23 protein-coding genes and 2 tRNA genes are annotated in these 24,812 nt (G+C 33.7%); 21 read left to right on the forward strand and 4 right to left on the reverse strand.

Annotated elements, in window-relative coordinates; genetic code table 11:
• Nucleotides 1-42: 42 nt before the first annotated feature.
• From AC2H4K_RS12710 to AC2H4K_RS12725, 4 genes are all read left to right on the forward strand, one after another.
• Nucleotides 43-1,575 (forward strand): hypothetical protein, encoded by a 1,533-nt coding sequence (locus AC2H4K_RS12710; RefSeq protein WP_493742446.1) that lies wholly within the window; start codon nt 43-45, stop codon nt 1,573-1,575.
• 15 nt (nt 1,576-1,590) lie between these two features.
• A complete protein-coding gene (locus AC2H4K_RS12715) occupies nt 1,591-2,193 on the forward strand; it encodes a DUF6705 family protein (RefSeq protein ID WP_281140170.1) in 603 nt (200 codons plus the stop codon).
• Between the two features lie 58 nt (nt 2,194-2,251).
• Nucleotides 2,252-2,860 (forward strand): DUF6705 family protein, encoded by a 609-nt coding sequence (locus tag AC2H4K_RS12720; protein WP_281140169.1) that lies wholly within the window; start codon nt 2,252-2,254, stop codon nt 2,858-2,860.
• A gap of 82 nt (nt 2,861-2,942) precedes the next feature.
• Nucleotides 2,943-4,559 carry an amidohydrolase gene (locus AC2H4K_RS12725; RefSeq protein ID WP_493742447.1) on the forward strand — a complete coding sequence of 539 codons (1,617 nt, stop codon included), beginning with the start codon at nt 2,943-2,945 and terminating at the stop codon, nt 4,557-4,559.
• 16 nt (nt 4,560-4,575) lie between these two features.
• On the opposite strand, the gene AC2H4K_RS12730 is transcribed toward AC2H4K_RS12725, so the two are convergent.
• Complete coding sequence (locus AC2H4K_RS12730) at nt 4,576-5,277, reverse strand: class I SAM-dependent methyltransferase (RefSeq protein WP_493742448.1); 702 nt, start codon at nt 5,275-5,277, stop codon at nt 4,576-4,578.
• Between the two features lie 55 nt (nt 5,278-5,332).
• Here AC2H4K_RS12730 and AC2H4K_RS12735 point away from each other — a divergent pair, with 55 nt between their 5' ends.
• The 5 genes from AC2H4K_RS12735 to AC2H4K_RS12755 all read left to right on the forward strand — a co-directional run bounded on the left by AC2H4K_RS12735 (nt 5,333) and on the right by AC2H4K_RS12755 (nt 9,082).
• Complete coding sequence (locus AC2H4K_RS12735) at nt 5,333-5,827, forward strand: YkgJ family cysteine cluster protein (protein ID WP_281140166.1); 495 nt, start codon at nt 5,333-5,335, stop codon at nt 5,825-5,827.
• Nucleotides 5,828-5,881: 54 nt separating this feature from the next.
• The gene (locus AC2H4K_RS12740) at nt 5,882-6,778 is read left to right on the forward strand and encodes a hypothetical protein (protein ID WP_493742449.1); all 897 of its coding nucleotides are present in this window, start codon (nt 5,882-5,884) and stop codon (nt 6,776-6,778) included.
• A gap of 3 nt (nt 6,779-6,781) precedes the next feature.
• A complete protein-coding gene (locus AC2H4K_RS12745; RefSeq protein ID WP_281140164.1) occupies nt 6,782-7,624 on the forward strand; it encodes a sterol desaturase family protein in 843 nt (280 codons plus the stop codon).
• Nucleotides 7,611-8,483, forward strand: a complete 873-nt coding sequence (locus AC2H4K_RS12750; protein WP_493742450.1) for a glycerophosphodiester phosphodiesterase — start codon at nt 7,611-7,613, stop codon at nt 8,481-8,483. The genes AC2H4K_RS12745 and AC2H4K_RS12750 overlap by 14 nt, the downstream gene beginning before the upstream one ends.
• Before the next feature lie 215 nt (nt 8,484-8,698).
• Nucleotides 8,699-9,082 (forward strand): hypothetical protein, encoded by a 384-nt coding sequence (locus tag AC2H4K_RS12755; RefSeq protein WP_281140162.1) that lies wholly within the window; start codon nt 8,699-8,701, stop codon nt 9,080-9,082.
• On the opposite strand, the gene AC2H4K_RS12760 is transcribed toward AC2H4K_RS12755, so the two are convergent.
• Nucleotides 9,079-10,356 (reverse strand): exo-beta-N-acetylmuramidase NamZ family protein, encoded by a 1,278-nt coding sequence (locus AC2H4K_RS12760; RefSeq protein WP_493742451.1) that lies wholly within the window; start codon nt 10,354-10,356, stop codon nt 9,079-9,081. The two genes, AC2H4K_RS12755 and AC2H4K_RS12760, sit on opposite strands and share 4 nt — an antisense overlap.
• An 8-nt stretch (nt 10,357-10,364) precedes the next feature.
• Here AC2H4K_RS12760 and AC2H4K_RS12765 point away from each other — a divergent pair, with 8 nt between their 5' ends.
• Nucleotides 10,365-11,600 (forward strand): ABC transporter permease, encoded by a 1,236-nt coding sequence (locus tag AC2H4K_RS12765; RefSeq protein WP_493742452.1) that lies wholly within the window; start codon nt 10,365-10,367, stop codon nt 11,598-11,600.
• A 445-nt stretch (nt 11,601-12,045) separates the two neighbouring features.
• The gene (locus AC2H4K_RS12770; RefSeq protein ID WP_493742453.1) at nt 12,046-13,026 is read left to right on the forward strand and encodes a PLP-dependent cysteine synthase family protein; all 981 of its coding nucleotides are present in this window, start codon (nt 12,046-12,048) and stop codon (nt 13,024-13,026) included.
• 18 nt (nt 13,027-13,044) lie between these two features.
• Here the strand turns inward: AC2H4K_RS12770 and AC2H4K_RS12775 are convergent, their stop codons facing one another.
• Both AC2H4K_RS12775 and AC2H4K_RS12780 read right to left on the reverse strand, forming a co-directional pair.
• On the reverse strand, nt 13,045-15,243 hold the full coding sequence (locus AC2H4K_RS12775; RefSeq protein ID WP_493742454.1) for an AAA family ATPase: 2,199 nt from the start codon (nt 15,241-15,243) through the stop codon (nt 13,045-13,047).
• A gap of 19 nt (nt 15,244-15,262) precedes the next feature.
• Nucleotides 15,263-16,405, reverse strand: a complete 1,143-nt coding sequence (locus tag AC2H4K_RS12780) for an endonuclease/exonuclease/phosphatase family protein (RefSeq protein ID WP_493742455.1) — start codon at nt 16,403-16,405, stop codon at nt 15,263-15,265.
• 132 nt (nt 16,406-16,537) lie between these two features.
• Between AC2H4K_RS12780 and AC2H4K_RS12785 the strand changes: the two genes are divergently transcribed.
• The 10 genes from AC2H4K_RS12785 (at nt 16,538) to AC2H4K_RS12830 (ending at nt 24,768) form a co-directional block, all read left to right on the forward strand.
• Nucleotides 16,538-17,812, forward strand: coding sequence for a DUF2851 family protein (locus tag AC2H4K_RS12785; protein ID WP_493742456.1), 1,275 nt, complete (start codon nt 16,538-16,540; stop codon nt 17,810-17,812).
• Between the two features lie 13 nt (nt 17,813-17,825).
• Entirely contained in the window at nt 17,826-18,053 is a 228-nt protein-coding gene (locus AC2H4K_RS12790; RefSeq protein ID WP_281140155.1) for a PspC domain-containing protein, read from the forward strand.
• 1 nt (nt 18,054) lies between these two features.
• Nucleotides 18,055-19,083: a potassium channel family protein gene (locus tag AC2H4K_RS12795; RefSeq protein WP_493742457.1), complete on the forward strand. Its 1,029-nt coding sequence runs from the start codon at nt 18,055-18,057 to the stop codon at nt 19,081-19,083.
• A 90-nt stretch (nt 19,084-19,173) separates the two neighbouring features.
• Nucleotides 19,174-20,799 (forward strand): alanine/glycine:cation symporter family protein, encoded by a 1,626-nt coding sequence (locus AC2H4K_RS12800; RefSeq protein ID WP_493742458.1) that lies wholly within the window; start codon nt 19,174-19,176, stop codon nt 20,797-20,799.
• Nucleotides 20,800-20,817: 18 nt separating this feature from the next.
• Nucleotides 20,818-21,693, forward strand: a complete 876-nt coding sequence (locus AC2H4K_RS12805) for a ComEA family DNA-binding protein (RefSeq protein ID WP_493742459.1) — start codon at nt 20,818-20,820, stop codon at nt 21,691-21,693.
• A gap of 13 nt (nt 21,694-21,706) precedes the next feature.
• Complete coding sequence (locus AC2H4K_RS12810; protein WP_493742460.1) at nt 21,707-22,873, forward strand: acyl-CoA dehydrogenase family protein; 1,167 nt, start codon at nt 21,707-21,709, stop codon at nt 22,871-22,873.
• Between the two features lie 293 nt (nt 22,874-23,166).
• On the forward strand, nt 23,167-24,057 hold the full coding sequence (locus AC2H4K_RS12815; RefSeq protein WP_493742461.1) for a tyrosine-type recombinase/integrase: 891 nt from the start codon (nt 23,167-23,169) through the stop codon (nt 24,055-24,057).
• Nucleotides 24,058-24,132: 75 nt separating this feature from the next.
• Complete coding sequence (locus AC2H4K_RS12820; RefSeq protein ID WP_281140149.1) at nt 24,133-24,435, forward strand: HPF/RaiA family ribosome-associated protein; 303 nt, start codon at nt 24,133-24,135, stop codon at nt 24,433-24,435.
• 114 nt (nt 24,436-24,549) lie between these two features.
• Nucleotides 24,550-24,623: transfer RNA gene (locus tag AC2H4K_RS12825), tRNA-Thr, on the forward strand.
• 63 nt (nt 24,624-24,686) lie between these two features.
• Nucleotides 24,687-24,768: transfer RNA gene (locus AC2H4K_RS12830), tRNA-Tyr, on the forward strand.
• Nucleotides 24,769-24,812: the final 44 nt, after the last annotated feature.

A 24,812-nucleotide genomic window follows, 5' to 3' on the forward strand; every position in this document is an offset into this window, starting at 1 on the left:
TCAAAAAGTATTATATTTCGCAAAATTCATACAAACTTTAAAATGATTTTGAAAAAAAAATTCATTAAAAATTACGTAATCAATCTATGCTTATTTTTTGTTCTTTTTTCTTGCCAAGAGGAATCGATAGATAAGTATAAAGACGTTGTACAGGGAAGGGTATTGCAACGTATTTCATTAACTGATCTTAATTCTAAAATAGGTAGAAGTAAGGACTACTCTAAATTAAGTAAATTATTTGATGTTAATAGAACGTTAAATGATTTACAAAAAAATGATACTTCAAGTGTACCATATTTGGTAACAGACGAGATTATAATGATAGCAACTAATGATATGCTATATTTTACTTTTGTAATTGAAAATGTTACAGAATCAAATGGATATTACAATTTGGTGGTAGCTGTAAATACATCAAATACTATAGAATCTACTAGGGTATTAGAATATATTCCTTCTGATTATTGGTTGCAAAATACCTCACAGCCTTTTGAAGGAGAGGTTGTTATTGGTAATAATGATATCTTTTCATCGAGTGATATTGCTACACTTTTTATGGCAAAAACTACAGGGTATTGTGTGTCTGATGTAGTTGCAGATTGGGAATGTACAAGTGAGGTAGAAGTACCTAACCCACCAGGTGTTGAGTGCGAAACTTGGGACTATTTTGTTACTGTATATTGGGAACCTTGTTCAACATACATAGATCAAGGAAATTCAGGTGGTGGAGGATCTAATGGTGGAAGTTTCTTTATTGGAGGTAGTAATGGGGGTACAGGTAATTCCTCAAGTAATGGAAATACAAATACTGATAATGATATTGTAACATCACCATTTATACAGACACAACTCGATAAGTTAACATCTCAAACCAAAGACACAAAAGTAAAAGCTAGGATTGTGCAGATGCAAGGAGATTTAGATACTGCTAATAAAGAGCAAGGTAGTGAGTTTAGAAGAATTGAAGGTGGTATAGTGGCCATAGGCGAAAGTAGGTACACAGAACATCCAGTGCCAGAAGCCGATCTAGCTTTTGGAGAAACTGTTTTTCCTGATGCGGTTGCTAATACTGAAGTAAGGGTGCATTTGCACCATAATAATTCCCGAACCAATGATAATGGGGAAGAAGAATTTTTAGCACCCGTATTTAGTTTGGATGATGTAACCTCTATGGCAAACTTTTATAAAGATAAGCAGAATGCAGATTCTGGTTTACTCAATGCCGATGCTGAAGATTTTAATATCTCCTCTATACTGGTTTCAGAGAGAGGGTTATACGCTATGCGTGTTGTGGATGTAGACAAAGCAGAGGCTTTTTATCAAAAGATTGTTTTTGGACCATTGGTTGATGGTAAAACATATAGAGAACGGTTACAGGATAGATACAAAAAAGAAGTAATAGGTAGGGTCAAAAAATATTGTGAGCAAAATAGCTGCGACGACGCTTTAAGAGAATTGGCTTTTGAGGTCTATTTTGCTAGATTTTTTGCAAGTTTAGATACGGGCTTTGCGCTCTTCCATTCTTTAGAGACGGACGGAAATGGCAATTTTATATGGGATTTTTTAACTAATTAAAATTTTTAAAGAAATATGAAAACGATTATAAATATACAGATGCTTTTTTTTAGCCTTTTTTTAACGGCACAAGAGACTGTTATACCTTTGGAAAATGATTGGCACATGGACAACCCTGTAGATAACGTGTATTATAAAGACGTTAATAATATATTGGACAAGTATATAGGGGACTGGGTCATTGACGATGGCACCCATTATCTAAAGTTACAGATAGAAAAACAGGAGCATATATTAATAGGAGGAGGTTCTTTTAAATACACCAATTATGAGGACAGGTTGATTGTAAAATTTGTGTACAAGCTAAATGGGGTAGAACAGTATAATACTTTAAGCGGTACACGCTTGTTTATATCAGGGTCATCAATAAATTCTAATAATATTGTAAATTTACAATATAGGGAGCCTTCCCTTATAAATTGCTTTAGGACTATAGATGGTAGTTTGTCCTTAGAGTTTATACCAGATGGTACGTTAACACCTATAGGTGAGGCTCCAAGTGGTATGTTACATTGGAATAGAACTAAAGATGTATTTGGCCACAGGCCTATAGATGGGAGTTGTGAGGATACTTCGGATTTTATTATTCCTTATGATTTAACATTGGAAAGAGAATAGAGTGTAAAGTTGATATTACACAGAACTAGTCTAAGAGTTGTTAAATTTTTAAAGAAACATGAAAACGATTATAAGTATACAGATGCTTTTTCTAAGCCTTTTTTTAACGGCACAAGAGACTGTTATTCCTTTGGAGAATTTTTGGCATATGGATAATCCTATAGATAACGTGTATTATAAAGACGTTAATAATATATTGGACAAGTATATAGGGGACTGGGTCATTGACGATGGCACCCATTATTTAAAGCTACAAATAGAAAAACAAGAACATATATTAATAGGGGGAGGTTCTTTTAAATACACCAATTATGAGGACAGGTTGATTGTAAAATTTGTGTACAAGCTAAATGGGGTAGAACAGTATAATACGTTAAATGGTGAACGTTTGTTTATTGTAGGGTCATTAATTAGTTCCGCTAATTCGAATATAGTTAAGTTTCACTATACGGAGCCTTCTCTTATAGATTGCTTCAGGACCATAGATGGCCGCTTGTCCTTAGAATTTATAACAGATGGTACATTAACACCGATAGGTGAGGCTCCAAGCGGGACGCTGAATTGGAAGAGGAAAAAAAATGCATTTGGCCACAGGCCTATAGATGGGAGTTGTGAGGATACTTCGGATTTTATTATTCCTCATGATTTAACATTGGAGCGGGAATAGAATTTGACACATGCGTATGTTTTACAAGCGTTCCCATTCGGAGCGCTTTTCTTATTTTTACAAAGCTTTTAAAAAATCAACTATGAGAAAATCACTTTTCCTATTAATCTTAATGACCGTCTTTTCTTGTCAAGATGAAAAAGAAATGGCAGATTTAATTGTTACCAATGCTAATATTTATACGGTAGATGCTAACTTTTCTAAAGCAGAAGCTTTTGCGGTTAAGGACGGTAAAATTATAGCTATTGGAAGTAGTTCTGATATTGAAGATAAATACCAAGGTAAAGAACAAATAAATGCCGAAGGAAAAACAATTTTACCAGGACTTATAGATGCGCACTGTCATTTTTTAGGTTTAGGATATAATCAACAAACTGTAGATTTATTCGGAACCACAAGTTTTGATGACATGATAAAACGTGTTTTGGATTTTCAGAATGAATACAATAAAGATTACATTTTAGGACGTGGTTGGGATCAGAATGATTGGGAGGATAAATTTTTTCCCAATAAAAATCTTTTAGATAAACTTTATCCTAATACACCAATTGCATTAACGCGTATAGATGGTCATGCTATTTTATGCAATCAAGCAGCGTTAGATTTAGGAAATGTAACGGTTAATACAAAGGTTGACGGAGGAGAAGTGGTTGTTGAAAATGGTCAACTCACAGGAGTTTTAATTGATAATGCTGAAAATTTAGTAATGGATCACTGGCCAAAACCAAGCAGAGCAGAAACTGTAGAAGCACTTTTAGCTGCTCAAAAAATCTGTTTTGATTATGGATTAACTACAGTTGACGATGCTGGTTTAAGTAAAGAATCCATCGAAATTGTAGATAGTTTACAAAAAGCAGGGAAGTTGAAAATGCGCATATATGCTATGGTATCTTATTCTGATGATAATTTGGATTACTATTTAAATAAAGGGATTATAAAAACCGATCGGTTGAATGTAAGGTCATTTAAATTTTATGGAGATGGAGCTTTGGGTTCTAGAGGCGCAATGCTAAAAGAACCTTATAGTGACAAACCAGGACATTATGGATTGTTAGTAACCGATTTAGAAACACTTGAAAAATCAGCTGAACGCATTGCAAAATCAGATTACCAAATGAATACACACGCTATTGGTGATTCTACAAATCATGCTGTTTTAAACATTTATAATAACGTTTTAAAAGGTAAAAAAGATAGACGTTGGCGAGTAGAACATGCTCAAATTGTATCCCAAGAAGACTTTGATTTGTACGAAAACATTTTGCCGTCCATACAGCCAACACATGCTACAAGCGATATGTATTGGGCAGAAGATAGAGTTGGAGAAGAGCGCATCAAAGGTGCTTATGCTTACAAACAACTTTTAGAAGCTTATGGAAAAGTAGCTTTGGGTACAGATTTTCCAGTGGAGCGTGTTAGTCCATTTTTAACGTTCTATGCAGCGGTTGCGAGGCAAGATGTAGAGCAATATCCTGAAGGTGGTTTTCAAATGGAAAATGCTTTAACAAGAGAAGAAGCATTAAAAGGCATGACTATTTGGGCGGCATATTCAAACTTTGAAGAGCATGAAAAAGGAAGTATAGAGGTCGGGAAGTTTGCTGATTTTGTTATCTTGAACCAAGATATTATGACAATTGATAATAAAGACACACCTAATACAAAAGTTTTAAAAACAATTGTGGGTGGAGAAGTACAATAAGGGTTTTGTTCAAATATTATTGGGTGAGCTTAGCCAAATAGTCAAAATGTTCACCATCCATAATCTTTTCACATTGTAAGCCAACAGATTGGCAAGCAGTTTTTAGTGTGTCAAAATCAAGGTAGAGCCATTTCATAGGTGCTTCTTGTTCTCCTTTATAGCTTAGAAAATAATCGAGTTCCCCTGGATAATGACTATTTATATCAATCCATAAGCCGCCATCGTCATCTTCATACATGTATGAAATATCCGAAGAATCTATCAGGATTTGACCATTAGTGTTAAGTAATGATTTAAGATGTTTCAAATATTTAGAAACTTGGATGATCTCTTGAAAAATCCCAGTACCGTTCATCAATAATAAAATAGTATCAAAAGTTTCGGTTTCGTCTAATAACGCTTTTAATTCAGCTTTTGAAACACCACGTTTTGTGCAGACTTCAATAGCACCTTTTGAACTATCAATTGCTTTAACGTTAAAACCTTTGTCTTGCAACCATAAACTGTGAGATCCTGCACCGCAGCCGACATCCAGAATTTTTCCTTTCGCAAGTTGTAAGGCTTTCTGTTCCAATTTTGGCATTTCAGCATAACTTCTAAATAAGTATGGAATAGGTAAATCATCTTCATCGGAGATGTTAGTCCAGGTAATAATGTCTTCAGAATAGTTGTTATTCTGGTAATCTAAAAGGGCTTTTCCAAAAATATCCTTATTCATAGTTTTTTATAATACTGAACTTGATTCAGCATCTCATTCTGTTTATCTTTACATTATGCAAGACCAAATCAATAATCTTCCAGAGCTCGCCAAAGATAAGCATAAGGAAAATAAAACCTTCTTTACTAAGTTAAGAAAGAAGCCACCAAAACAATTAGATTATATCATGCAAGAATTGCATGAAGAAGAATTTGAACGTACAGATTGTTTGGAATGTGCTAATTGTTGCAAAACTACAGGGCCATTATTTACAGATAAGGATATTCAACGTATTGCTAAGTTTTTTAAGATGAAAGAACAGCAATTTATTGAGCAATATTTGCGCATAGATGAAGAGAATGATTATGTATTGCAGTCTGTGCCTTGTACATTTTTAGGTGCTGATAATTATTGCTCTATTTACGACGTTAGACCAAAGGCTTGTAGAGAATTTCCTCATACGGACAGAAAGAAGTTTCAACAGATTTCAAATTTAACCCTAAAAAATGTAGCTATTTGTCCAGCAGCTTTTAATATCGTTGAAGAAATGAAAAAACGCATTCAATTGTAATATTCGGAATAATTTTTGATACTCAATACTGAAAATCATTAAACAACATTATTTATGAAGCAACTTTTTACCTCAATCGTTTTCCTATTGTTTTTTGGAAATGTAACCCTTGCTCAACAATGGATGACTAATCTAGAGATTGCTCAAGATTTAGCTTTGATACAGAATAAAATGGTGTTGATGGTTTGGGAAGAAACAACACATTATCAGTACCCTGTTTTGGTTAAGGATGATTCGGGTAGAACCTTGTTGATTGAAAATTTATTCGAAGACGAAACGGTGAGTCCACTCATTTGGGAAAATTTTGTGCCTGTTATAGTAAACGAGAACAGATATGCGGATTTATATGAAAAAATAAAAGGGAAAAGAAAGCAAAGTTATATTGATAAGTTCAATGATGACTCCATTAAAATTATGGATGTTAATGGTAATATTCTCAATGTAGATGGTTACACTGAAAGCTATACAAATATTACAGACATAATTAGTGAATATGCGGTAAACACTGAGTTTGTAGCTTCTGAATTGGCAGATTATAGAAAAGAAAAAACGTTTTATTCGGCATTTTATTTAGCATCAAAATATTTGGACTTTTCATTGTATGCAAAGCCATCGTTACGACCAAAACTTATCGATTTATCCAATATCTATTTGGAAGATGCTAAACGCCTAGTGGAAAACAATAGCGAAGATAAAACTGTTTTGATGCAACGTGCAGAGTTATTAGAAACAGTACAATACCTCATAGACAAAAGACCCAAAAAAGTACTGCGAATGCTAAAACGAATGGATGCAGATACTATTGATAACGTTAATCAGAATTATGTAGCTTATTTGTATTACACAGCGTATATGTCTTCGGGTGATATTGAAGAAGCTGCGGTGTGGAAATCTAAAATTTCTTCAGTAAATTTGAAGAAAGCACAGATGATTATTAATCTAAACACTTAAGTTTTGGAACGTATAATTAATTATTTTGAAACCATTCCAACATTGCATAGAAGTTTACTTTTAGTAGGAGGTATTACTTTATTTTGGTTGTTAGAAGGTGGTTTACCCTTATTCAAATTCAAATACAAAAAATGGCAACATGCCATCCCTAATTTCTTTTTTACGTTAACGACAATAGTTGTCAATTTTGGATTGGCCTTTTTGCTTTTAGGTACTGCGGATTGGGTAAAAGCCAATGATTTCGGAATTATAAATTGGTTGCCAGAAATGCCTTTGTGGCTATATGCTATACTCGGAGTTTTGTTACTCGATTTTTTTGGAGCCTATTTAGCACATTACGTAGAGCATAAAGTAAAACCACTTTGGATGGTGCATTTGGTGCATCACACCGATCATAATGTAGATACAACTACAGGCAATAGACATCATCCTTTAGAAAGTGTGGTGCGTTTTACTTTTACCTTATTAGGTGTTTTTGTGGTTGGGACTCCAATTGCTTTGGTGTTTTTGTATCAATCACTTTCGGTAGTGTTTACGCAGCTTACGCATGCTAATATTAAATTGCCAAAACGTGTAGATAAAATTTTGAGCTATGTCATAGTATCTCCAGATATGCATAAGATTCATCATCATTATAGGTTGCCTTACACAGATTCTAACTATGGAAACATATTTAGTATTTGGGATCGTATTTTAGGAACTTATATGTATATGGAACGTGAAAACTTAGTGTATGGTGTAGATGTTTTTCCGGATGAAGAAAAAAATGGAAAAATTATGGAGTTATTAAAGCAACCTTTTCAGAAGTATGACAAACCAACGCTTACTGCTGATGTTGAAGAATAGTTTTGTAATCATATTGTTTGCTATTTTGCTTATGAGCTGTAGTTCTAAAAAACAAATCGACATACAAGGTCACAGAGGCTGTAGAGGTCTGCTTCCCGAGAATTCATTACCAGCTTTTGAAAAAGCAATTGACTTAGGAGTGCATACGCTTGAGTTGGATATAGCCATAACCAAAGACAACGAAGTTGTGGTGTCTCACGAACCTTTTATAAGTCGTTATATATGTTTTAATCCTAAGGGTGAAGAAATTCCAGATTCCATGGATATGAAACATAATCTATATAAAATGACGCACCAAGACATCAAGCAGTTTGATTGTGGTTCTAAGTTTCATCCAGATTATCCAAACCAAGAAAAATTAAAGACCTATAAACCACTATTAGCAGAAGTTTTTGAACTTGTAAAATCAAAAAGTTCTGATGTTAAGTTTAATATTGAAATAAAATCTAAGCCAAAGTATTACAGTATCTACACGCCAGAACCCGAAACTTATGTAAAATTGGTTTTAGATGCAATTGAAAAGCATAACATGTTCAATCGTGTTAATCTACAATCTTTTGATTTAGCTATTCTTGAAGAGGTAAAAAAGCAATCTCCAAAAATGAAAGTAGCTTTATTGGTTGATGATAACGAGACTATCAGTACAAAACTGAATAAGCTGTCCTACAAACCAGAAATCATAAGTCCTTACTTCAAGTTATTAACAGAAAAGGAAGTTGTTGATTATCAGGATCAAAACTTTCAAATTATTCCTTGGACGGTAAATGATACTGTCGATATGCAGCAAATGATAGACTGGCAGGTCGATGGCATTATAACCGATTATCCAGATCAGCTTATTAAATTACTTCAACAATAAGGTTGTTAACAAAGTTATTAACAAAAAGTGTTCTTCTTCGGATTTTTATGTAGTTCGTGGATGTTTTGTTGTAATTTAAGACAAACTAACTATGTTTAAAACGGATTGATTAATTTACTGTTGCACTAAGACATTAAAATAAATGTTTCATCTAATCGTGTGCCGTGTTTAAAAATTTAGTCCGTATCTGTCTCGTTGTTATCCTCATCTTTTTATTGAGTTTTACTTTAAATGCGCAAGAGCATTATGCCAAGCTTGAAAAAAATAGAAATGTTCAAGCACAAGGATTGGTTCATGAACTCAATAGTACCAAGGATACCTTAATTCTCAGAGGTGATAGAAAAATCAATTATCTCTATTCCATAAATAAAGAATACGGACGTGAACTGGATTTCACTATTAATGATACTATTTACAAACTTCCGCTAAATAAACTGACTAAAGGAAAACACGTTATGGTTGCTGTGCAATCACCGATGCGTATTGTTTTTGTGGTTAAGATTTTAAAGGAAATTCCTAAAGAGCAACCAGAAACACTTATTGCTGAAAAGATTGTGGCTGTTGAGCCTGCAAAAACTTTAGTTTCAGGAAGTAATTAATTGTATATCAAATACTTCTTACGAATCGTTTTGTAAGCTTCTATATCTTTTTTCCAAGTAGCTCTTATTTCAGTTTCGCTAAGTCCAGCTTCAATTTGCTGTTGCAATTTTGCTGTTCCTGCGTGTGTTGTGAAATTGTTAGTATTGAAAACTTTCGATTTGTTTGTAGCATGCTTGTAAGCATCTATCACATATTGTAAAGTGAATTGACGTTCAGCTTTAATATTTGATAAATCCATTCCGTAACAAACCTTACCTTCATGCTTAGGATATTTGGAACCAAAATTTGGTTCTGGAGTATAGTTGAATGTATAATAAGACTTATCTAAAAATGGTGCACCATAACGCTGAAACTGAAACTCGGTACCACGACCAGCATTAATATTAGTACCTTCAAACAAACCTAAACTAGGATATAAAGTGATGGATTGGTCATTCGGTAAATTAGGAGAAGGACGAATCGGTAAGCTATATGAGCTGTTATGATTATAATTCAAATTTTCAATGACAGTAATATCACATGAAATACCGTTCTTTAACCAACCTTCGCCATTAATCATTTTTGCATATTCGCCAATGGTCATACCATGGACTAGTGGAACGTTGTGCATTCCTAAAAAACTACTGTGCTGTGCTTCCAAAACAGGACCATCAACATAATTGCCGTTCGGATTAGGGCGATCCAAAATGAGTAAAGTCACATTGTTTTCAGCACAAGCTTCCATTACATAATGCAACGTTGAAATGTAAGTGTAAAACCGAACACCCACGTCTTGAATATCAAATACCACAATATCCAAATCTTTCAATTGTGCTTCCGAAGGTTTTTTGTGTTTGCCATGTAAAGAGAAAATTGGCAGACCAGTTTTTTTGTCCTTACCATCCGACACCAATTCGCCAGCATCTGCAGTACCTCTAAAACCATGCTCTGGAGAAAACACCTTTTGTATGTCGACGTTTAGGGCTAATAAAGAATCTACAATGTGAGTATAAGATCTTGTGTCTTGTGTCTTGTCTCTTGCGTCTAAAAAAACAACACTCGTCTGGTTCGCCACAATACCAACACGTTTTCCTTTTAATAATGGTAAATAAGCATCAGTTCTATTAGCCCCAACAATAATGGTTTTATCATCCTGATCTTTGTTGTCAATTGAAGCCAGAGTATCTTTTGAAACTGTATTATTTTCGGATAAGTCTTTTTTTGTTTTAGAAGCACAAGAAAGCGCTACCACGACAAATAATAAAACTGTATTTTTGAAAACCATAAAACGCATATATCGGTTTGAATTTTGAGTTGTTTGTAGCTAAACGTATAATTAGCAATAAAACGTATAAAAGTAGTGTTTCGGCACCAATTATTAAAATTGGTATTGCGGCTATCGCTATTGGTATCGTAGTAATGCTTATTGCTATTGCAACAGGATTTGGACTTCAAGAAAAGATTAGAGATAAAGTAGCCGCCTTTAATGGTCATATAGAAATCACTAATTACGATACAAATGCTTCGGACGAATCCCAAGTACCAATTTCTACAGATCAAGAATTTTATCCTGAATTTAAAAGTATAGAAGGTATTACACACATTCAAGCGACAGCTACAAAGTTTGGAGTTATTAGAACTGAAGAAGATTTTGAAGGAGTTGTTATTAAAGGTGTTGGTGCAGATTATAATTGGAAATATTTTGAAGAGTTTTTGGTCGATGGCAGACTACCTGATTTTTCTGCAAAGCGTAACGAGGAAATCCTAATTTCAAATTATTTAGCCAAACGATTAGGCTTTAAGGTTGGAGATAAATTTCAAACCTTATTCACTAATAATTTAGCGGAACTTCGACCAAGAATCATGGCATTTACCATTGTTGGGATTTATAATTCAGGTTTTCAGGAATTGGATGAAAAATTCTGTATTGCAGATTTAAGACATATTCAACGTCTCAATAAATGGGAAGCCAATCAGGTTGGAAGTTTTGAAGTATTCATAGATGACTTTTCTGAAATCGATGAAAAAGCAGACGAGGTCTTTCGAGAAATTCCTTCGATGCTCAATGCAAGACCAATTACCCAAAAATACTACACCGTTTTTGAATGGATAAAAATCTTTGATTCCAACACCAACATTATCATAGCGATTATGATTATTGTGGCTGGCATCAATATGATAACAACGTTATTAGTGCTAATCTTGGAGCGCACCCAAATGATTGGTGTTCTAAAGGCTTTGGGAAGTAATAATTGGTCCATTCGTAAAGTGTTTCTCTACAATGCCTCGTATCTTATTGGTTTAGGATTGCTTTGGGGAAATCTTATTGGTTTAGGCTTGTTGTTGACGCAGAAATATTTCAAACTCTTTCCGCTCAATCCAGATACCTATTATGTCAGCGAAGCACCAGTATACTTAAATTGGGATTACGTGGTGTTGCTTAACGTTGGTACATTTTTAGCCTGTCTTTTAATGTTGCTCATTCCTTCAATTATTATTTCTAAGATTTCGCCTGTTAAGGCCATTCGATTTGATTAGATAAAAAGCCCCTTGACTTTTTATAGTTAATTGGCTTTTGTCGGTTTACTTCCCCAAAAGGGGAAAAGCTAAATTCGTTGAAGCACCAAAAGGTTTTAATTTTTTCTAAGCTTTTTATATTGAATAACGTCTTCGACAGGCTCAGACTGACACATTTCAGAATCGCAATTAATTAAATTATAGAACACTGTTGTCACACTGAGCCTGTCGAAGTGTAATATTTGTTCCGAATAATGTTTTTATACATTTAAAAAATAAATTACCAATAGAGCACTATTGTCACACTGAGCTTGTCGAAGTGCTAATTTTATAGTTAACGAGGCTCAGACTGAAGTATGCTAAAACACCAAAAACCAAAAACCAAAAACCAAACACTAAATACTAAACACTAAAACACTTTGTACTTACCACTTAATACGTAAATTTGCAGCTCAGAAAAACAACTATGGATTACGCAGAAAATATATTAGGCACAATAGGAAACACACCATTGGTAAAAATGAACAAACTTGTGGAAGAGTTACCATGTTTAGTGCTGGCAAAATACGAAACGTTTAACCCAGGAAATTCCGTAAAGGACCGTATGGCAGTTCAGATGATTGAAGATGCTGAAGCTGAAGGAAAATTAAAACAAGGAGGAACCATTATAGAAGGTACGTCTGGAAATACAGGAATGGGCTTGGCGCTTGCTGCTATTGTAAAAGGCTACAAGTGTGTTTTTGTAATGGCAGATAAGCAATCTAAAGAAAAAGTAGATATTCTTAAAGCGGTTGGAGCAGAGGTTGTGGTTTGCCCTACAGATGTAGAACCAAACGATCCGCGCAGTTACTATTCTGTGTCTAAGCGTTTGGGTGAAGAAACTCCAAATTCTTGGTACGTTAACCAATATGATAATCCAAGTAATACCAAAGGACATTATAAAACTACAGGTCCTGAAATCTGGAACCAAACCGATGGAAAAGTAACACATTTTGTCGTTGGAGTTGGTACAGGAGGCACCATTTCTGGAGTAGGAAAGTATCTTAAAGAACAAAACCCTAATGTAAAAGTTTGGGGAGTGGATACTTACGGCTCGGTATTTAAGAAATACCATGAAACGGGTGAGTTTGATGAAAACGAAATCTACCCATACGTTACCGAAGGTATTGGCGAAGATATTTTACCAGAAAACGTCAACTTTGATATTATTGATGGTTTTACTAAAGTTACCGATAAAGATGCTGCGGTTTACACACAACGTTTAGCTAAGGAAGAAGGTATGTTTTTAGGGAATTCTGCTGGTGCTGCCATAAAAGGTGTGTTGCAGTTAAAAGAACATTTTAAACCAGAAGATGTGGTTGTGGTCTTATTCCACGATCATGGTAGCCGTTATGTGGGTAAAATGTTTAACGACGATTGGATGCGTGAAAAAGGGTATATTGAGTAAAATTATAAATAATTAACTTTAAGACATCATCATTTCATAGTGAGCAATATGTCCTGTTTCATTAAAAACTGATTTGAACACTTTGAAATAGTTTTCAATTGTATTATCCTGTAATTCTACAAACAAATCATCTGGAATTGTATGAGAACCTTCATTAATCCAGCAGATTAGAGACCTGCAAATTTCCCTTTCTTGTGGATTATTGAATTTGTTAATTATTTCGTCATCAACATAACCGCCAAGTATCTTGAAATAGTTTTCAATTATTCGTCTCATTGTATTTTGTATTGTTATCCCTGAATTTTGGTCTTTGTTTTTTAGTTCCCTCCAAAGTAGTTCGTAAGAGTTTTGAATTGGGTTTGTTAATTCGAAATCTTGTAAGTATGAGATATTATCAATCTTTCTTAAAATCCAATAGTTTGTCTCTTTACATTCTTTTGTTCGTCCATTTATGAAAGACACTTCTTTATGAAAGTATACGTTGTGTGTTAGAAGTATCAATTGCTTAATATTTCCTTCGTTACTTCTAATTATCTTAGTGATTTCTTTCAAAAGTGAGCTTACAATAAAAAGAATATTGCTATCCAAACTTGAGATTGGGTCGTCAATTACAAGTATTCTGTCATCTGTAATATCAGTTTCGGTTGTGCTTCCTTTTGCTAATTGAAGAAAATATAAAAATGTAATAAAGGTTATTTCACCTTCGCTTAGTGTTTTTTCTGCTAATTCGCCATTTTCACGTTGAATTTGATATTGATTTACACCTGTCTTTGCAGGAACAATTTTAAAATTCTGGAATCCAAATGATTTTAGAGTTTGATTAATTTCATCAACAGAAGGTTGTATGCTTGTAACATTTTTGGTTAGTTTCTTTATCTCTTTGTCTAATGCTAAGTAATCTTCTCTTAATTTTTTGACTCTTGCTTTAATATTGTCAATACCTTTTTGCAGTCCTGACTCTTTCTTTATAAATTTATCGATACGAGTTTTATTATCTTCAATTATAAATTTCCAAATCTCATCGATTAACCTATATTTTTCAATAGCATAGTTGTCAACTATGTTGTTATGTTTATTTATTACAGAATTTGTCATTTTGATGAGTTTTTCGAATTCATCAAATTGCTCTTTTGTTGAGATCAATTCAATACTTCTACTCGGTTCTTTTATTTTACTATTCAAGAATTCCTTATTACCAGTAAGTTGGCCAGATAAAGTTTTTAAGAGAGAACTAAATTTATTTAAATCGAGTTTTGATTCCTTTTTTGCCATTTCGGTAGTCTCGATAAGTTGAAGTTCACTAATTAGATTTTGAAAGACTCTAAGATATTCATCATTTAATTCTTTAACATTTTTTGTGTCCTCAGTAAAAGAGTCATCAAAATAACTCTCTAGCTGATTTCGAAACCTTTTGGTTATTGTATCTTGTTGACAAAAGGGGCAAGTTTCATCTTCTTGTAAATAATTTTTCCCTTCATTTACCCAATCATTAATGTTTAGTCTTTGAATCATTTTAGCGATTTCTACATCTGATTTTCCGATAATCTTCTTAGACCAAATTTTATCTTGTTCAATTTCATTTAGTCTGGAATAAGTAATAGTTTGGATTGTATCTATACTTTTAGGTTGTTCGCCAAGAATCGTTTTAGCTCTTTCCTTTAAATTTTCGACAGTTTTTAGATCAGAATTGTTGTTTTCAATCTCATCAAAAATTTTTAATAAAAAAGATTTCTTCTGCATTACACCCTTAAAAGCTTCTTTGAAGTGATTTTCATATTTTTTATAAATATCAATCCAAACTTCTTCTCGAAAATCATTTGTTAGTACATCTCTTGTTTCAATCTGTTTATCTAGGACTTTGTTTAGTTGGACTCCATCTTGTTCTAACTCTTTTAGTTCTTTTCTTTTTTCTTCTATTAGTTCAGCTTCTTCCTTTGTAGCTTGACCCAAAGTAAAAACACCAGCAATTGTACCTTTTCCGAAATTTCTGTCTCTGAATTCTTTGTTATATACGAGTGTTTTTAACTGAATCCCGTTTAGCCATTCTAATTGACATTCAGGGAACCGTTTGTTTATGGGATCATAAATAAAATTAGATAATGTGGTTTTACCACTACCATTTGCTCCGTAAATGAAGTTCACTTTTTTTAATTTTGGAATTTTAATTCCTGTATTATCAAAAGTTGCAACATTACTTACAGTAATACTATCTATCATAAATTGTTTTTTTGGCTAATTACTCACTCTTAATCTTTTCCAAATAGCTTAAACTAAAATTAATCTTTAGTTCGGTCCACATGGGTAAATGGTCACTAAGCTGAAATGTGCGCCATTCTTTTTTGTAGTAGTCTTTTTGTTGGTCTTCGTCAGCTATAATGCCTTCAAACTTAGCTATACTTTTTTCAATCTTTTTACGGGATTCCACATCGGTTTCGTCAGCAAGTTTGATTTGTTGTTGGGCAAGTTTATCGTTGAGGTTTTTTAAAACCACAGCTTGGTAATCTTTAAACTGTCTTGTAGTAAATACTTTGCTGTAGCAATCGTAAGCTCCAGCACTATTGTATTGGTCACCATAAATGACTTCGCCTTTCTTTTCCATAAAGGCAATTTGGTCGTAATGCTTGGTTTTATACATGTTAGACGGATGGTCTTCAATGCCTTTTGGGATAACAAAACCATGCTTTTTTAGGGCTTGCATAGTTTCGTGCTCAGGACTAAAAATATTAAAATCGCCTAATAGAATAAGGTTTTCGTCATAGCGTTTCGCACGCTTTTTTATGTTCTTGGCAATGGTGTCTATTTCCTCAATACGCTGATCTAGCTTAGCACCAGAATCGGCACCAAAATAAATATGAACCGTACAAAGCTTAAAATTAAACCAACCCGATTGAAAACCTACCAAAAATGGAGTACGCGCAAATTGCTTTTTACCATTAATAAGATTGCTTGGCGTGAGAACAATTTCACCAGCTACTTTCTGAAACGATACACGGTTAGTGTCGTAGAGATAAGCCATGCGCTCACCATTACCAGAATGACCTTCGGTAACGTCGGTCATAATATAATCCCACTGATCTCCCATAACGTACATTAAGCGATTGAAAGCATAAAGATCTTCGTTGACTTCTTGTATAGCCACCAAATCGAAACTCGAGATGATTTCAGACATATAGAAAAATGCTTCTTTGGTCCGTGGACCATAACCATATTGGTTAGAATCAAAATCTCTAATATTCCATGTGGCAATAAGGACGTTTTCGTTAAAAATCTTTTCAGGGACTTTTTCGTCCAAGTCTGCTTTAAGGCTTGTCAATCGCTTAATGACGCGTTGGCGATCTTCCAATTCGGGAAAATCGTTTTTTAGAGCAAAGTAGCGCATAAAATTAGGGTTATAAATCGCGTTTACAATTTAACACTTTTCACAGTGGTATACTATAAGTAACTTTACGTATTTTTAAGATTTATAGCATATTAGCACAAAAAATCTGTGTAGAATACCTATTTTAGTTTTATGCAAGAAGATTTTCTTCACTACATCTGGAAACATAAAGCGTTTGACACCTCGCAATTAAAAACATCGAAAAACGAGGTGGTTGAGATTCAGCAGTTAGGACAACACAATCTTAATGCTGGTCCAGATTTTTTTAATGCACAACTTATAATTGATGGGCAACTTTGGGCTGGTAATGTGGAAATTCATATTAAAGCATCCGATTGGTACGTGCATCATCATGAAACAGACAAAGCTTATGATAATGTGATTTTGCATGTGGTTTGGGAAGATGATTCTGAAATTTTCAGAAAGGATAATACGGCGATTCCAACCTTAGAATTACGACGTTTTATTGATTTGGACTTGCTGAATAATTATCAAAAGCTGATAAAATCTAATACGTGGATAAATTGCGACAATAGTTTTTTAGAAGTTGATGATTTTTTGCTCAATAATTGGTTAGAGCGTTTGTATATAGAGCGTTTAGAACGAAAGTCTGATGCTATATTCGATTTGCTAAAAACCTCTAATAACGATTGGGAAGCCGTTTTGTTTAAAATGCTGACCAAGAATTTTGGACTCAAAGTGAATGGTGAATCGTTCTTTAGTTTATCTAATTCGTTTGAGTTTGCTATAGTTAGAAAACTTCAAAGTGAGGTGCCAGATTTGGAAGCGCTATTTTATGGTCAAGCCGATTTGTTATCTGAAGATGATGTGCAAGAAGTCTATTATAAAGACCTTCAAAAACGTTATCAGTTTTTAAAGCAAAAATTCAAGCTAAATAATCAAGGAGTGTTACCGCTTCATTTTTTTAGGTTAAGACCACCGAATTTCCCAACGATTAGATTGTCGCAACTAGCAAATTTATACCATTCGCATACCAATTTGTTTTCGGAAGTTATATCTGCAAAGTCCATTGAAGAATTATATAGCTTATTCAAAATAGAAACTTCAGATTTTTGGAAAACGCATTATACGTTTACAAAATCATCAAAACAAACTAAAAAAGTATTGACTAAGTCTTTCATTGATTTACTGATTATTAATACAGTTATTCCTTTAAAATTCAGCTATGCAAAGTCACAAGGAAAATCCATTGACGACGATTTGTTTCAGCTTATCAAACAAATCAAAATTGAGAAGAATAGCATAGTATCAAAATTCTTGGATTTAAAACCTTTGGAAAAGCACGCTCTAAATTCCCAAGCTTTACTGCAATTAAAGCTCAATTATTGTGATAAAAATAAATGCTTGCAATGTGCTGTAGGCAATAGCTTGATTGTTAAAAAATAAGTAACTTGCGCCTATGAATTGGTTCTATAAACTATTACTTTATTTTCAGAAACGCGGTTATTACGTGTGTCAGCGTATAGCCGATCGTTTGGGTATTAGAGCCAAGGTGGTACGAACATCTTTTATGTACCTTACCTTTGTTACTGTTGGTTTCGGATTTGCGTTATATTTGTTTTTAGCGTTTTGGATGCGGATAAAGGATATTATTTATACCAAGCGTTCTTCGGTTTTCGATTTGTAATATGAATAACCCATTAATAAAACTCTTTAGATCTAAAATTTATACGGCACTGACCATGTTGGTTATTTTGCTGTTCATTGGTATTTTGGGCTATAAATTTATTTCAGGATACACTTGGATAGACGCTGTTTATATGACAGTGATTACTATAACCACTGTAGGTTTTGCTGAAGTGAATCCGTTGGATATAGAATCTAAGATATTTACTATTTTCCTAATTTTAGCTAGTGTGGTTATTGTGGGTTATGCTATATCCATTATAACCGAATATATATTGAGCAGAAATAATTTTGAAGATATAAAACAACGTAAGATGCAAAAGAAGATTGATGCCATGTCTAGCCATATTATTATTTGTGGTTATGGACGTAATGGAAAGCAGGCTGCTAAAAAATTATTGGCGTATAAAAAGCCTTTTGTGATTATTGAGCGCGATAAGGAGATTATTGATAAGTTTCAGGATGATAATATTTCGTTTATTTTCGGTAATGCCAATGAAGATGAAATTTTGTACGCAGCAGGTATTGAGCGTGCATCTACGTTGATATGTGCGTTACCAAGTGATGCAGATAATTTATTTATTGTGCTTTCGGCAAGGCAAATAAATAAGCAAATGTCTATAATCAGTAGGGCATCTCAGGAAACATCTTATGAAAAATTGAAATTGGCAGGAGCCAATAATGTTATTCTTCCAGATAGAATTGGAGGAGATCACATGGCCTCTTTGGTAGTAGTACCAGATTTGGTAGAGTTTATTGATAACTTAGGCATTGTAGGAGAACGCAACATTAATATTGAAGAAATTAAGGTAGAGCAGCTGTACAATGCATCACAAGAGAAAACAATTAAGGATTTAGATTTACGACACAAAACAGGTTGTACTGTGATTGGCTTTAAGGATGATAAAGGAGAATATATTGTAAATCCTGAAGCAGAGACCAAGCTAATTCCTGGATCAAAAATCATAGTTTTAGGTCGCCCAGAGCAGATACAAAAGCTAAATTCTGAGTACAATATAGCACAAGACTAAAGCCCTTTTTAACGTCTCAGGCTTTAAAAACTCATTTTTTTTTAGCATCTTGTCGCCTTTTAACACAAAAACTAACTAATAACTACATTTATGAAGAAATATCTTCTAACAATTTTTGCAATCGTATTACCGCTTTTAAACTTTGCTCAAGAAGTTACCACATCAGAAAAGATTGATGCTGCTTTCAAGAAATATACAGGATGGTTTGTGGATGGCATTTTTTATGAGATTCCATTTTCTGATACCTATCAGATTCCATGGGTACTTATAGTGTTAATTGGTGGAGCACTGTTCTTTACAATTTATTTCAAGTTCATTAATGTTACAGGCTTTAGAACAGCAATTAAAGTTGTTCAAGGAAAATACGAAGACATAGAAAAACATGGGGCAGATACTTTATATGGAGATAGTACACCTAATGAAGGAGGAGATATTATTGAGACAATTAGAGATGAAGGGGCAGATGGTGAAGTCTCACATTTCCAAGCATTAACAGCAGCCTTATCAGCTACTGTTGGTTTAGGGAATATAGCAGGTGTTGCAGTAGCTTTATCTATTGGAGGTCCTGGAGCAACATTTTGGATGATTATTGCTGGTCTTTTAGGAATGGCATCAAAGTTTGCTGAATGTACACTAGGTGTAAAATATAGAGATGTAGGTGAAGACGGAACGGTATACGGTGGACCAATGTACTATTTAACAAAAGGTTTGAAATCTAAAGGAATGGGTGGCTTTGGTAAGTTTTTAGCTGTAGTTTTTGCCATATTCGTAATTGGTGGTTCATTCGGTGGCGGAAATATGTTCCAAGCCAATCAAGCTGCGGCACAATTTGTTAAGTTGTTCGATTTAGAAGGTGGTAATGCAGGTCTGTATTTTGGATTAGTAATGGCAGTTTTAGTAGCTATTGTTATCATTGGTGGTATTAAGCGTATAGCTTCGGTAACAGAAAAAGTTGTACCGTTTATGGCAGGTATATATGTATTGGCAGCTTTAATAATTTTAGGTGCTAATTTTACACTTATAGATGATGCCTTCGCGTTGATTTATGAAGGTGCGTTTTCTGGTCTAGGTATAGCAGGTGGGCTTGTTGGTGTGATGATTCAAGGTATTAGAAGAGGAGCTTTCTCAAACGAAGCAGGTGTAGGTTCTGCAGCAATTGCTCATTCAGCGGTAAGAACTAAGTACCCAGCAAGTGAAGGTATTGTAGCGTTATTAGAACCTTTTGTTGATACAGTTGTAATCTGTACGATGACAGCTTTAGTTATTGTGATTACAAATTTTGATGGCTCTTTTATGGAATACGGAGTAGAAATTAAAGAAGGTGTTGAGATTACAGCAACAGCTTTTGATAGTGTTATTCCACATTTTTCAATTGTACTTACAGTAGCGGTAATTCTATTTGCATTTAGTACAATGATTTCTTGGTCTTACTATGGAATGCAAGGATGGGTATTCTTATTCGGAAAAGGAAAAGTTTCAGATTTGGCATATAAAATCTTATTTTTAATATTCGTGGTAGTTGGAGCTTCAATTAGTTTGGGAGCCGTTATCGACTTCTCAGATGCAATGATCTTCGCTATGGTTGTTCCAAATATTATTGGTGTAGTATTATTGTCACCAATAATCAGAAACGAATTGAAAAAATACTATAAAGCTATCAATGTTAAAGACGAAGCTATCGAAGAAGGTGCAGATGACTTAAACGAAGTTTTATAAAATAGATTTATAACACATATGAAATCCCATTTCCAGTTTTCAAATCAACAACGGAATGGGATTTTTTTATTGGTAGCAATTATAGTTATTGCTCAATGTGTTTACTTTTTTGTGGATTTTTCTAATGAAGATGATATCATAGTAGATGAACAAGAGCTAGAACTATTCAGAAAAGAAATCGACTCTTTACGAACAGTTGAATTAGAAAACAGTAAACCAAAAATTTATCCTTTCAATCCTAATTATATTACAGATTATAAAGGTTATACTCTAGGCATGACTAATGAAGAAATCGATAGACTTCATGTCTTTAGGGAAGAAAATCAATGGGTGAATTCCGCGAAACAGTTTCAGGAAGTTACAGGTGTTTCAGATTCATTGCTAGATCAAATATCTCCATATTTTAAGTTTCCAGATTGGGTAACAAATCCAAAACCTAAAAAACAATATACCAATACATATTCCGATTCAAAAACACCAAAAACCTTCGCTCAAAAAATAGATTTAAATCAAGCTACAGCGATTCAGCTTCAAAAGGTTTATGGAGTAGGCGAAAAGCTTTCAGAGCGCATCATAACATATAGGGAAAAGTTTAACGGTGGTTTTATCGCAGATATTCAACTTGCTGAAGTTTGGGGTTTAACTCCAGAAGTTATAGAGCGTATTACAAATGACTTCACAGTAAAAACTCCAAGGCCAATAACTACGTATAATTTAAACAGTGCAACTAGAGACGAATTAGTTAAGATACAATACATAGATTACGAAATAGCAAATAATATAATTGAAGAAAGAACGCTCAGGGAAGGCTTTAAAACTTTAGATGAATTAACAAAAGTTGAAGATTTTCCGGTAAGTAAGATCGAGATAATTAAATTATATTTGCACCTATAATAAACAACAATACATGTCCAATTTATATTTTACAGAAGAACATAATTTATTCAGAGAAAGTCTTAGAGATTTTTTACAAAAAGAAGTCGTTCCGCATATCGAAAAGTGGGAAGAAACAGGTCATATAGAGCGTTTCATTTGGAAGAAGTTTGGTGATATGGGCTATTTCGGTTTGGCTTATCCTGAAAAATATGGTGGTTTAGATTTAGATTTATTTTACACGGTAATACTTCTTGAAGAATTACAACGAATTAATTCTGGTGGCTTTGCTGCGGCAATGTGGGCACATGCTTATTTGGCAATGACACATCTTAATAAAGAAGGAGACGAAGCAATAAAAGAAAAATACCTAGCCGATAGTATTTCTGGAGACCAAATAGGGTGTTTGTGTATTACTGAGCCTTTTGGAGGAAGTGACGTAGCAGGTATGCGAACTACTGCGGTAAAAAAAGGCGACTCATATATTATTAATGGTTCTAAAACTTTTATAACCAATGGTGTTTATAGCGACTATCTTGTGGTTGCAGCTAAGACAAACCCAGAATTGGGAAATAAAGGTATAAGCATTTTTGTAGTTGATAGAGATACTCCAGGTGTTTCTGCAACTAAACTCGATAAATTAGGTTGGCGAGCTTCAGATACAGGAGAGATTGCTTTTGATAATGTAGAAATACCAGCATCAAATTTAATGGGAAAAGAAAATCAAGGCTTCCCGTATATTATGCAGCATTTCGCATTAGAGCGTTTAATTATGGCAATAAACGCACATGCAAGAGCAGAATTCGCGTTAGAATATGCTAAACAATATATGTCTGAAAGAACAGCTTTTGGAAGAACAATTGATAAATTCCAGGCATTAAGACATACGTTTGCAGATTGTACTACACAAATGGAAATTTGTAAGCAATTCAATTATTATGTCGCTAAGCGTTTAGATATGGGTGACTATGTCGTTAAAGAAGCTACAATGTCTAAACTACAGTCTACTAAAATGGCAGATGATGTTATCTATCAATGTTTACAATTTTTAGGCGGTTATGGTTATATGGAAGAATATCCTATGGCAAGATTGGCTAGAGACAGTCGTTTAGGACCTATTGGTGGTGGCACCTCTGAAATCTTAAAGGAGATTATCGCCAAAATGGTAATTGACAATAAAGACTACAAACCTGCTACCTAAACATTAAGATTAGCGTTTTGGAGAAAATAGTTTTGATTATCGCCAAAATGGTAATTGATGATAAAGACTATAAACCGGCTACCTAAACAATAAGATTAGCGTTTTGGCGAAAATAGTTTTTATTATCGCCAAAATGGTAATTGACAATAAAGACTATAAGCCTGCGACTTAGATTCGTGTAAGAAATTATATAATAAACAGATTTAAATCCTGCCAGTCGGCGGGATTTTCTATTTAATTTTTAAAAAAATTAGAACAAATCACTATATTTAAAGTTCAACCAAAAACTAAAAATGAGCCTCAAAGCCTTTTCAGAATATCTACTTTTAGAAAAGAAATATTCCAAACACACTGTTTTGGCATATATGAGAGACATTGAAATGTTTCAGCTTTTTCTTGATGAGCAGCATGATTCAGAAGAGGTTTCTAAAGTTGGTTATTCCGAAATAAGACAATGGATCGTGGAATTGGTTAATAGTGGTATTTCTAACCGAACCATTAATAGAAAAATTTCTTCACTAAATACGTATTATAAATTTTTACTAAAAACTCAAAATCTACAAGTCAATCCTTTAAAGCAACATAAAGCTCTAAAAGTTGGTAAAAAAGTACAATTACCTTTTTCTGAACAAGAATTGAAAATAGTTTTGGAAAGCACTATTGAAGTTAATGATTTTGAGAGTGCGAGAGATCACTTGATTATAGAGTTGTTTTATGCCACAGGAATAAGACGTATAGAATTGGTGAATATCAAATTATCTGATATTGATTTTGGGAATAGACAACTCAAAGTTCTGGGTAAAAGAAACAAGGAGCGGTACATACCATTAATAGATACTTTAATAAACGCAATTAGGGACTATTCTGTATACAGAAATCAATTGCCAATTATTGAGGATTCTGATTATTTATTTTTAACAAAAAAGGGAGTTAAGATTTACGAAATGCTTGTTTACAGAATAATAAATAAGTATTTTAGTGAAGCATCTTCTAAAGCAAAATGTAGTCCGCATGTATTAAGACATTCATTTGCAACACACTTATTAAATAAAGGTGCAGATTTAAATGCGGTAAAAGAACTTCTTGGACATACCAGTTTAGCAGCTACTCAGGTCTACACTCATAACAGTATAGCAGAATTAAAAAAAGTATATGCTAAATCGCATCCAAGAAATTTACGTTAAGTCATAAAACTTAACACATATATTTAGTGCTAAAGAATTGTTTTTAGCATGCATGTTTAACTTAAAATGTAGAATATGAAAGTAAACACTCAATCTGTAAATTTCACAGCAGACGCAAAGCTGATTAATTTTATCCAAAAGCGAATGGATAAATTAGATTTGTTTTATGATAAGATCATACAGTCTGATGTATATCTTAAAGTTGAAAATACTAGTGATAAAGAAAACAAAATTTTTGAAGCTAAGCTACGCGTACCAGGTGATAGCTTTGTAGTAAAGAAACAATGCAAAACCTTTGAAGAGGGCGCAGACATTGCGATTGCCTCTTTAGAGAGACAAATAAAAAAACGCAAGCAAAAATTAAGAGCATATAATTAGATAATTTTTTTTCAAAAATGTTTTGAATAAAAAAATATTATCTTACATTTGCAGTCCGTTAGAAATAGCGGGCTTTTTTATGGTCAGTTTTCGACTCTAAAAAAGTAACAAAAAGCCGATGTAGCTCAGCTGGCTAGAGCAGCTGATTTGTAATCAGCAGGTCGTGGGTTCGAGTCCCTCCATCGGCTCTTTTAGAGGTTGTTTTTTAAAGAGTGAAATAACCGATAAATGTTGAAATTTTGAATTGTTTTGGGGAGATACTCAAGCGGCCAACGAGGGCAGACTGTAAATCTGCTGACTAAGTCTTCGCAGGTTCGAATCCTGCTCTCCCCACTAAATTTCTGATAAGTCAGAAAACTTTGAAATATTGAAAACCT

This window comes from Winogradskyella sp. 266wxhm (assembly GCF_058964685.1).

Coding starts and splice junctions, on each gene's coding strand:
- AC2H4K_RS12775 (WP_493742454.1), bottom strand. CDS start 15,243: ATGATAGATAGTATTACTGTAAGTAATGTTGCAACTTTTGATAATACA.
- AC2H4K_RS12805 (WP_493742459.1), top strand. CDS start 20,818: ATGAAATCCCATTTCCAGTTTTCAAATCAACAACGGAATGGGATTTTT.
- AC2H4K_RS12780 (WP_493742455.1), bottom strand. CDS start 16,405: ATGCGCTACTTTGCTCTAAAAAACGATTTTCCCGAATTGGAAGATCGC.
- AC2H4K_RS12820 (WP_281140149.1), top strand. CDS start 24,133: ATGAAAGTAAACACTCAATCTGTAAATTTCACAGCAGACGCAAAGCTG.
- AC2H4K_RS12800 (WP_493742458.1), top strand. CDS start 19,174: ATGAAGAAATATCTTCTAACAATTTTTGCAATCGTATTACCGCTTTTA.
- AC2H4K_RS12725 (WP_493742447.1), top strand. CDS start 2,943: ATGAGAAAATCACTTTTCCTATTAATCTTAATGACCGTCTTTTCTTGT.
- AC2H4K_RS12815 (WP_493742461.1), top strand. CDS start 23,167: ATGAGCCTCAAAGCCTTTTCAGAATATCTACTTTTAGAAAAGAAATAT.
- AC2H4K_RS12715 (WP_281140170.1), top strand. CDS start 1,591: ATGAAAACGATTATAAATATACAGATGCTTTTTTTTAGCCTTTTTTTA.
- AC2H4K_RS12785 (WP_493742456.1), top strand. CDS start 16,538: ATGCAAGAAGATTTTCTTCACTACATCTGGAAACATAAAGCGTTTGAC.
- AC2H4K_RS12720 (WP_281140169.1), top strand. CDS start 2,252: ATGAAAACGATTATAAGTATACAGATGCTTTTTCTAAGCCTTTTTTTA.
- AC2H4K_RS12735 (WP_281140166.1), top strand. CDS start 5,333: ATGCAAGACCAAATCAATAATCTTCCAGAGCTCGCCAAAGATAAGCAT.
- AC2H4K_RS12750 (WP_493742450.1), top strand. CDS start 7,611: ATGTTGAAGAATAGTTTTGTAATCATATTGTTTGCTATTTTGCTTATG.
- AC2H4K_RS12810 (WP_493742460.1), top strand. CDS start 21,707: ATGTCCAATTTATATTTTACAGAAGAACATAATTTATTCAGAGAAAGT.
- AC2H4K_RS12770 (WP_493742453.1), top strand. CDS start 12,046: ATGGATTACGCAGAAAATATATTAGGCACAATAGGAAACACACCATTG.
- AC2H4K_RS12795 (WP_493742457.1), top strand. CDS start 18,055: ATGAATAACCCATTAATAAAACTCTTTAGATCTAAAATTTATACGGCA.
- AC2H4K_RS12740 (WP_493742449.1), top strand. CDS start 5,882: ATGAAGCAACTTTTTACCTCAATCGTTTTCCTATTGTTTTTTGGAAAT.
- AC2H4K_RS12730 (WP_493742448.1), bottom strand. CDS start 5,277: ATGAATAAGGATATTTTTGGAAAAGCCCTTTTAGATTACCAGAATAAC.
- AC2H4K_RS12760 (WP_493742451.1), bottom strand. CDS start 10,356: ATGCGTTTTATGGTTTTCAAAAATACAGTTTTATTATTTGTCGTGGTA.
- AC2H4K_RS12710 (WP_493742446.1), top strand. CDS start 43: ATGATTTTGAAAAAAAAATTCATTAAAAATTACGTAATCAATCTATGC.
- AC2H4K_RS12790 (WP_281140155.1), top strand. CDS start 17,826: ATGAATTGGTTCTATAAACTATTACTTTATTTTCAGAAACGCGGTTAT.